Source organism: Bacillus sp. HMSC036E02, assembly GCF_001836235.1.
Classification (GTDB): domain Bacteria; phylum Bacillota; class Bacilli; order Bacillales; family Bacillaceae_G; genus Bacillus_A; species Bacillus_A cereus.
In genome coordinates this window covers 1-7103 of sequence record NZ_KV827858.1, presented here as the reverse complement: position 1 = coordinate 7103, position 7103 = coordinate 1, and the positions used below count along the sequence as shown (strand labels likewise).

Genomic DNA, 7103 nt, shown 5'->3' with positions numbered 1-7103 from the left:
GTAGTTATGTGGTACACCTGCTTTTAGATCTATTTGCATTTCTTCTGTTGATTTATTTAAATTTACTTTCGCAAATTCAAAATCTCCAATCCCTTTCAACGACCATGCAAATTCATTACCTTCAAAAATGTTTGGAGATTCATTTTTGATTTGTACCTTTTTCTCAACAGTTTGATCAAATATATCCGTTAATACAATTTTTGCATAAGCACTTGTTGGTAATGATATAGATTGACTGATTCCATTTTGATAAGATTTAATATCATCAATTACGCTAATAGGTTGGCCCGTCATATTTTCATTGTTATAAATTTCAATTTTCCCCTTAAATTGCGGTGTACTATTTTCTTTTAGTTTCCAAGATACATTTAATTTTTCATTTTCATAATATATAGATTGGATATCATAATCTAGTTTTCCTATTTCAGGTTGAGTAGGTTGATTTAGCGTGAATATTTTTCCTGACCCAATAGTAGACTGCGTATTACCTCCTGCTTTGACCCATACATATTCTGAAGTAGCTCCTCCATCATATTGATAAGTATTATCATGCGTTCCAGAAATACTTTGATTATTCCAAGAACTCCATTGTTTATCAACTAATTTTCGGCTATAACCATTTTTCAGGCGCGCTTCTCGAACATTCTGTCCACTATCAGCCCAGTCTTCTTGAAACATTCCTAACCCATGATTAAATGCAACATTAGCAACCGGAAAGTCCATAATTGCAATTTGATGCCATTTATTCTTTGTTACATCTTTCATCCATTGTCCAAATTTAGTATGACCATTTTCTTGCCATGAACGCATTGTCATTGTGTACCAATTGTAGTCTTTCCAACCATAAGTTGTTTGAACCTTCATTCCTGTTCCTTCTCCTCCAAAGGGTCCAGCTTGCGAATTCGGAGATAAGTATTCGGCCTTTATTGCTTCTTTAGAGGAAATTGGATCCCATAAGGCAAAATGTAAAGTACGTTTTCCATTTTCATCAAACCCACTTTGTTGTTGAAAACCAGCATATCCTCCAGCTTCACCACCTGCATTCCAGTTGTGTACAGCCCAGTACGTATAAGGTGGTGTCTGAACTGGTGACCAGTCTATACTAATAATATCTGAGGCAGGTATATTTTGGGGACTCACATAAACTGCTGGAGCAGCTGAATGTGTTGCAGCTTTAGTGTGCAAAATAGACGTTCCAAACATAGAAAACATGCTACATGCTGCGGTAATTATAATAACTTTATTAAATCTTTGCTTTGTTTTCTGGCTAATCACTAATATACATCCTTTTCTAATTTTTATTATTGAATACTAACGTAGTAGAGAAATCTATCAAAATTCAAACAACATCCAGTAATTCTTTAAAATACTGGATGTTGTTGTATCTTTACATCTGATTCTTACATATTAATTGATTGTAATTGCTTTCCATAACGATAGTGCAAATATCCAATTCGGGTCACCATTTCCTTGATGATTTTGAACAGCTTCATACACTGTCCCTTGATGTTCTACTTTATCTCCCTTTGTATATGCCTTCTTCGGATCCCATTTTTCATAAGATACATTTTGATCTTTGGTTTTTACAAGAAGAATTTCACTTTGGATTGATGTATTTCCAGCTGCATCTACAGCCTTCACTGCATATTTATATTCCTTATTAGCTGTTAAGTTTTGATCAGTAAACGTCGTTCCTTGTACCGTTTGAATCAATTGTCCATCGCGTAATACCTGATATTCTTTTACACCTACATTATCTGTAGAAGGATTCCATTTTAGCTCTACACTGTTAGAAGTAAGGTTGCTTGCATATAATCCTTGTGGCTGTGTTGGAGCTTCTGTGTCCGGTTTCGGATTAACAATTTGATTTACTTTCTTCAGACCTTCCTTTGTAACTTGGTACATGGCTTTTTTTCCAAAGCTCTCTTGTTTACTATTATCTACATTTGTGAGAGTAGCTCTATGCACACCTTCTAGATGTGTTAACTCAATATAATCTCCTACTTTGACTGAAACTTTTTGCGATTCAGCATTTTGTTGTTTATTTCCATAAATATCTTTATTGTATACTACTTTCCCTGATGCATTTTGTACTTTAATACTCGCATATGTTTCATTAAAATAATGATGCGGTACGCCTGCTTTTAAGTCTACTTGCATTTCTTCTGTCGATTTATTGAAATTAATTTTAGCAAATTCAAAGTCTCCAATCCCTTTCAGCGACCATGTAAACTGGTTTCCTTCTAAAATATTATTTACATTAGGCATATCTGGTTTAATTGGATTAGAATCCGTACTCTTCCAAATCTCTGCTGTTAAAATTGGATATCCTAATGCAGCTACTTTTTGAATGGTATCATTATTTGGACGTAATCCCCACTGCTCAAAGAAAGGAATCAAATTTTGTTTGGCTACTTTTGATGCTGAAATCATAAATAATTGTTTTTTATTTTCATCAGTTTGTGGAAGTTCACTTGAAGGCATATCTCTATACAATTGATGCAATTTAGGATAGAAATCCTCTCCATACGCTAACTGTAGTTGCCAAAGCATAACAAGCTTTACAAAAACATCGCTAATTTCATCATAATTTTTATTCACTTGTTCTAGATATTGAAATGCTTTTGGATAAATTCCACTTTTCTCTAAATTGGATGGTCGATTAAATGCTTTTTCTACAGAAAGGCTGTATATATTATTTTGCACTTCTGTCATATTATAAAACTTCCAGGGCGATTGTTGTCTCAAATGTCCTGCCTCATGCCAAGGGCCCCAGCCATCTGTTACAAATTTATTAATATCTAGCACGTATTGGATTGCATCTCCTACATATGCTGTTCGATAAGAAGTTGCATACATATAATAATCAGGAGAATGATTTTCTTCTACGTAATGAACATAATGTTTATCTACTTGTTCTTCAGATAATCCAGCTACTTTGTCTTGAATTCGAGTAGCTTCATCCAGCTTTTTTAAGAGTTGTACAGGATCTGTATTAGAACCCAACAAATATTTCTTAACACGTGCAGGGCTGGCCGTAATTAATACACGTTCGCCTTTTAACTCCACTGCATGTGCATTAGGATACTGGTCCAGCATGTTTATTAAATCTTGTTTCGTATGCTTTCCTAGTTCAAAGAAAGGCATAGTCGTTCCACCTGTTGTGATTGTTGTTCGAATGGTACCCCCTTGTTGTTTATTATAAAAATAAATCATCCCCCCATTTGGAGATTGGATTGTGTTTATACCAGGTTTTAATGTAAATGATTTTATCTTTGAATCTTCTCTCCAAGAAGCATCATACGAATACGTTCCAATATATACCTGAATATCTTGATTACCTTCCACATTAATCGTTATTTGTTCATTTGGCTTTGCATATAAACCAGTTGGTTCATATGGACTAAATGCCATACTTTTTCTTTCCTGTTGTTTCAGTATCTCAACATCCCCTTTTCCTGGGACTGTAAATGTTCTATTTTCTGATTTAACTGATTTTTCACTTTGCAGTGATGTCGATAAATTTTTTTGTTGCTGCGTTTCCTCTGCAAAGACATCTGATGAAGAAGCCATTCCAGAAGCAATTATAGTTAATGTTGCAGTAGCTACTAGTATTCTTTTGGTTTTATACTTTGATTTATTCCCCATAGTATCTCCCTCTCATTTCCTTGATCAATTTAATAGTTTTGGTTTCTTTAGCATGTATTTACGTGCAAAAACAGTTCATGAACTTGTATTTATTACTTTTTTACATAGTCCTCCCTTATTCTATTTATAATTATATTTTGATATTATTTTATGACACATATTAATACAACTTTATAAAATATCAATCAATAATGAGCTTTTATGTTTTGATTTGGTATGCTTAACTATCTTATAAATCAAATAAATTACATAAAGGTATTCATTTCGTATGAATAATACTTTAAATCAAATTATTTTCAGATTAATAATTCACAAAAAATTAATATTATGTAAAATCCTATCAAGGAAATAAATACAAATTGATTTGTCATATATACATTGAAATCACTAAGACATTTACTATCATCCGAATAATTAATTCCTTTTTCTATTTCAGTTTAATTTTTAAATTATTAGGAGATAAAAAAGCGAATCTATTTTGAAAATAGATTCGCTTTTTTACGTATAACATAAACTTTCAAGTTCTTTTAATTGAATTTTTTATAAAAAGAAAAGGTACTTCCCAAAAGAGAAGGATCCTACTTGCTCAAACATGTAGGTCGTGATAACCTTTTTCTCTGATATATCTCATTTATAGTTTGTTTAATTGACTATGTCTTTTAGAATACATAAAATATACTATTATCCCTATAAATAACCAAATACCGAAATAAACCCAGGTTTTTAAAGGTAGATTTACCATTAAAAATAAGCAACATGTTATTGAAATAATCGGTAAGATTGGTACCAGTGGTACCATGAAACCACGTTTTAAATTTGGATGTGTTTTACGAAGAATAATAACTGACACACCAACCATCGCAAATGTTAATAACGCTCCAATATTCGCTAAATTCGATAATTCTTTTAAATCGATAAATCCAGCAATTAAAGCACTACCAATGCCTGTTAACCAAGTTGAGAATACTGGTGCTTCTGTCTTCTTATTAATTTTCGCAAACGATTTTGGTAATAAACCGTCACGACTCATCGCAAAGAATACACGTGTTGTCGCATAAATGTAAGCGAAAATTACAGCCATAATACCAATTACAGCTCCAACTGCGATTATACCCGCTACTTTATCTTGTCCCACAACTTCTAATACGTAGGCCATTGCTTCTGGTACATCTAATTCCTTATAAGAAACCATACCAGTCATAACAAGACAAACTATAACATAAATAATTGTACAAATAACTAGCGAAGCAATAATACCAATCGGTAAATCACGTTGTGGATTTTTTACTTCTTCAGCAGATGTTGCTAACGCATCAAATCCTAAAAAGGCAAAAAATACTGCAGCTCCTCCGGCAAAGATTCCGCTTATACCATAAGGTGCAAACGGGATCCAGTTTTCTGGTTTTACGTAAAATATACCAACTGAAATGAATAAAACAACAATACCAATTTTTATTAATACCATTGCGTTATTCACTCGCTTACTTTCTTTCGTGCCTTTTGATAATAACCAAGTTAATACCAAAGTAATGATTACTGCTGGTAAGTTAACGATTCCACCTTGTGTTGGAATTGTTAAAAGTGATTTTGGTATCTCAATCCCAAACCCGTTTAATAAGTTTTGAAAATAGCCTGTCCATCCACCCGCTACTGCGGCAGTTGTAACTATATATACAGACAATAAAGTCCATCCCATTAAGTAGGCTACAAACTCACCAATCGTCGCATATGAATAGGTGTATACACTACCCGAGACTGGAAGAGCAGATGCGATTTCCGCATAACATAGGGCTGCAAACCCACAAACAATTGCGGCAATCATAAATGAAAAAATAACTGCTGGACCCGCATCTCGTGCGGCTACTAATCCAGTTAATACAAGTACTCCTGTACCAATTATTGCACCTATCCCTAGCATGGTAAGGTCAAATGCGCCCAACGTTTTTGTCAAAGTCTTACTTTTACTATCTTCTAACAATTTCCTTACTGATTTTTTCCTAAATAAGTTGGCCATAACACACGCCTCCATTTATTAAAAAAGGAGCTAAGATATCGTCTCCTAGCTCCCCTTAAGTAAAATAATTTTATTTTATAAGATTATTCAATCGTTATTTTACCTCATTGGCAACAAAGAAATGCTCACATACAGTTGAAATACGTTTTAAATCCACATTGCCACCTGAAATAACCGCTACTACTTTTTTACCCTGTACATATTTATCAACTTTGCCTGCCAGAAGAGCGGCTGTGGCTAATGCTCCCGCGCCTTCTACGACAGCTTTTCCGCGTTGCAGTAAGTCTTTCATCGCTACTTCTAATTCTTCTTCCGATACAGTTACAATATCATCTACTAGGTCTTTTACAATTTCAAAAGTTAAATTCCCTGGTATTTTTACCGCACAACCATCCGCTATTGTTGGTGCTTCATAGTGTTCTAAAATTCTCCCAGCATCATAAGAAGCTTTCATTCCATGAACATTATCTGCTTGAACCCCAATAATATTAATGGAAGGATTAAATGATTTCAGCGCTACAGCAATTCCTGAAATAATTCCTCCTCCACCAATAGGTACAATAACAGTATCAACATCCCACATATCATCCAGAATATCTAACCCAATTGTCCCTTGGCCAGCCATTACTTCTACATCATCATATGGATGTAGGTATGTTTCGCCTGTTTCTTTTATAATTTCTTCACATTTCGCTTTTGCATCATCAAACGTATCACCGTATAAAATAACTTCAGAACCATATCCTCTTGTCGCATCCACTTTAGCTTGCGGTGCAGAGGTTGGCATCACAATTTTACTTTTGATTCCTAGTAAATGGGAAGATAATGCAACACCTTGTGCATGATTTCCAGCTGAACAAGCGATTACACCACGTTCTTTTTCTTCATTTGTTAGTTGAGAAATTTTATTAAATGCACCACGAAATTTGAATGAACCCGTTAACTGCATGTTTTCCAGCTTTAAATAAATTTCTCCACCCGTTTTACTAGTTAAATAGAAAGATTTAACCAAAGGTGTTTTTCGGGCATTTACATCAAGAATTTCTTTGGCTTTTTTAATGTCAGTGATATCTAACAATACGTTTTTGGTAATCATACTAACACTTCTTTCAATTCTTTAAAGTCCAAACCTAGCGTCATACCTAAATTTTCGTAGGTAATAATACCTTTATATACATTTACCCCAGATGCTAATGATGATTTATTTTGAATTGCATTTTCTAATCCATCTTTAGAAATTGCTAATAAATACTCAATATTTCCATTTGCCAACGCCATAGTTGAAGTACGTGGGGTGGCACCAGGCATATTTGGTACTGCATAATGAATTACGTCATGTTTAATAAATACAGGATTATCATGAGTTGTATAATGATCAATAGTTTCTACTGTACCACCTTGATCTATTGCGATATCCACAATGACACTTCCTGGCTTCATA

Annotated in this window: 4 protein-coding genes and 1 pseudogene; all 5 read right to left on the bottom strand. The window is 33.9% G+C overall.

The genetic code is table 11. From position 1 onward, the window contains the following. Positions 1 to 1275: DUF3472 domain-containing protein (locus HMPREF2590_RS23050; RefSeq protein WP_141763551.1), on the bottom strand; the 1275-nt coding region annotated here is incomplete at its 3' end. 132 nt (positions 1276 to 1407) lie between these two features. Next, complete coding sequence (locus HMPREF2590_RS23045) at positions 1408 to 3648, bottom strand: M60 family metallopeptidase (protein ID WP_070861542.1); 2241 nt, start codon at positions 3646 to 3648, stop codon at positions 1408 to 1410. A gap of 631 nt (positions 3649 to 4279) precedes the next feature. Continuing rightward, positions 4280 to 5662 (bottom strand): amino acid permease, encoded by a 1383-nt coding sequence (locus HMPREF2590_RS23040; RefSeq protein ID WP_001284905.1) that lies wholly within the window; start codon positions 5660 to 5662, stop codon positions 4280 to 4282. A gap of 94 nt (positions 5663 to 5756) precedes the next feature. Next, entirely contained in the window at positions 5757 to 6758 is a 1002-nt protein-coding gene (gene tdcB, locus HMPREF2590_RS23035) for a bifunctional threonine ammonia-lyase/L-serine ammonia-lyase TdcB (protein ID WP_000628980.1), read from the bottom strand. Next, a pseudogene (locus HMPREF2590_RS23030) lies at positions 6755 to 7103 on the bottom strand (alanine dehydrogenase); the annotation flags it as partial. The gene tdcB and the pseudogene HMPREF2590_RS23030, both read right to left, overlap by 4 nt.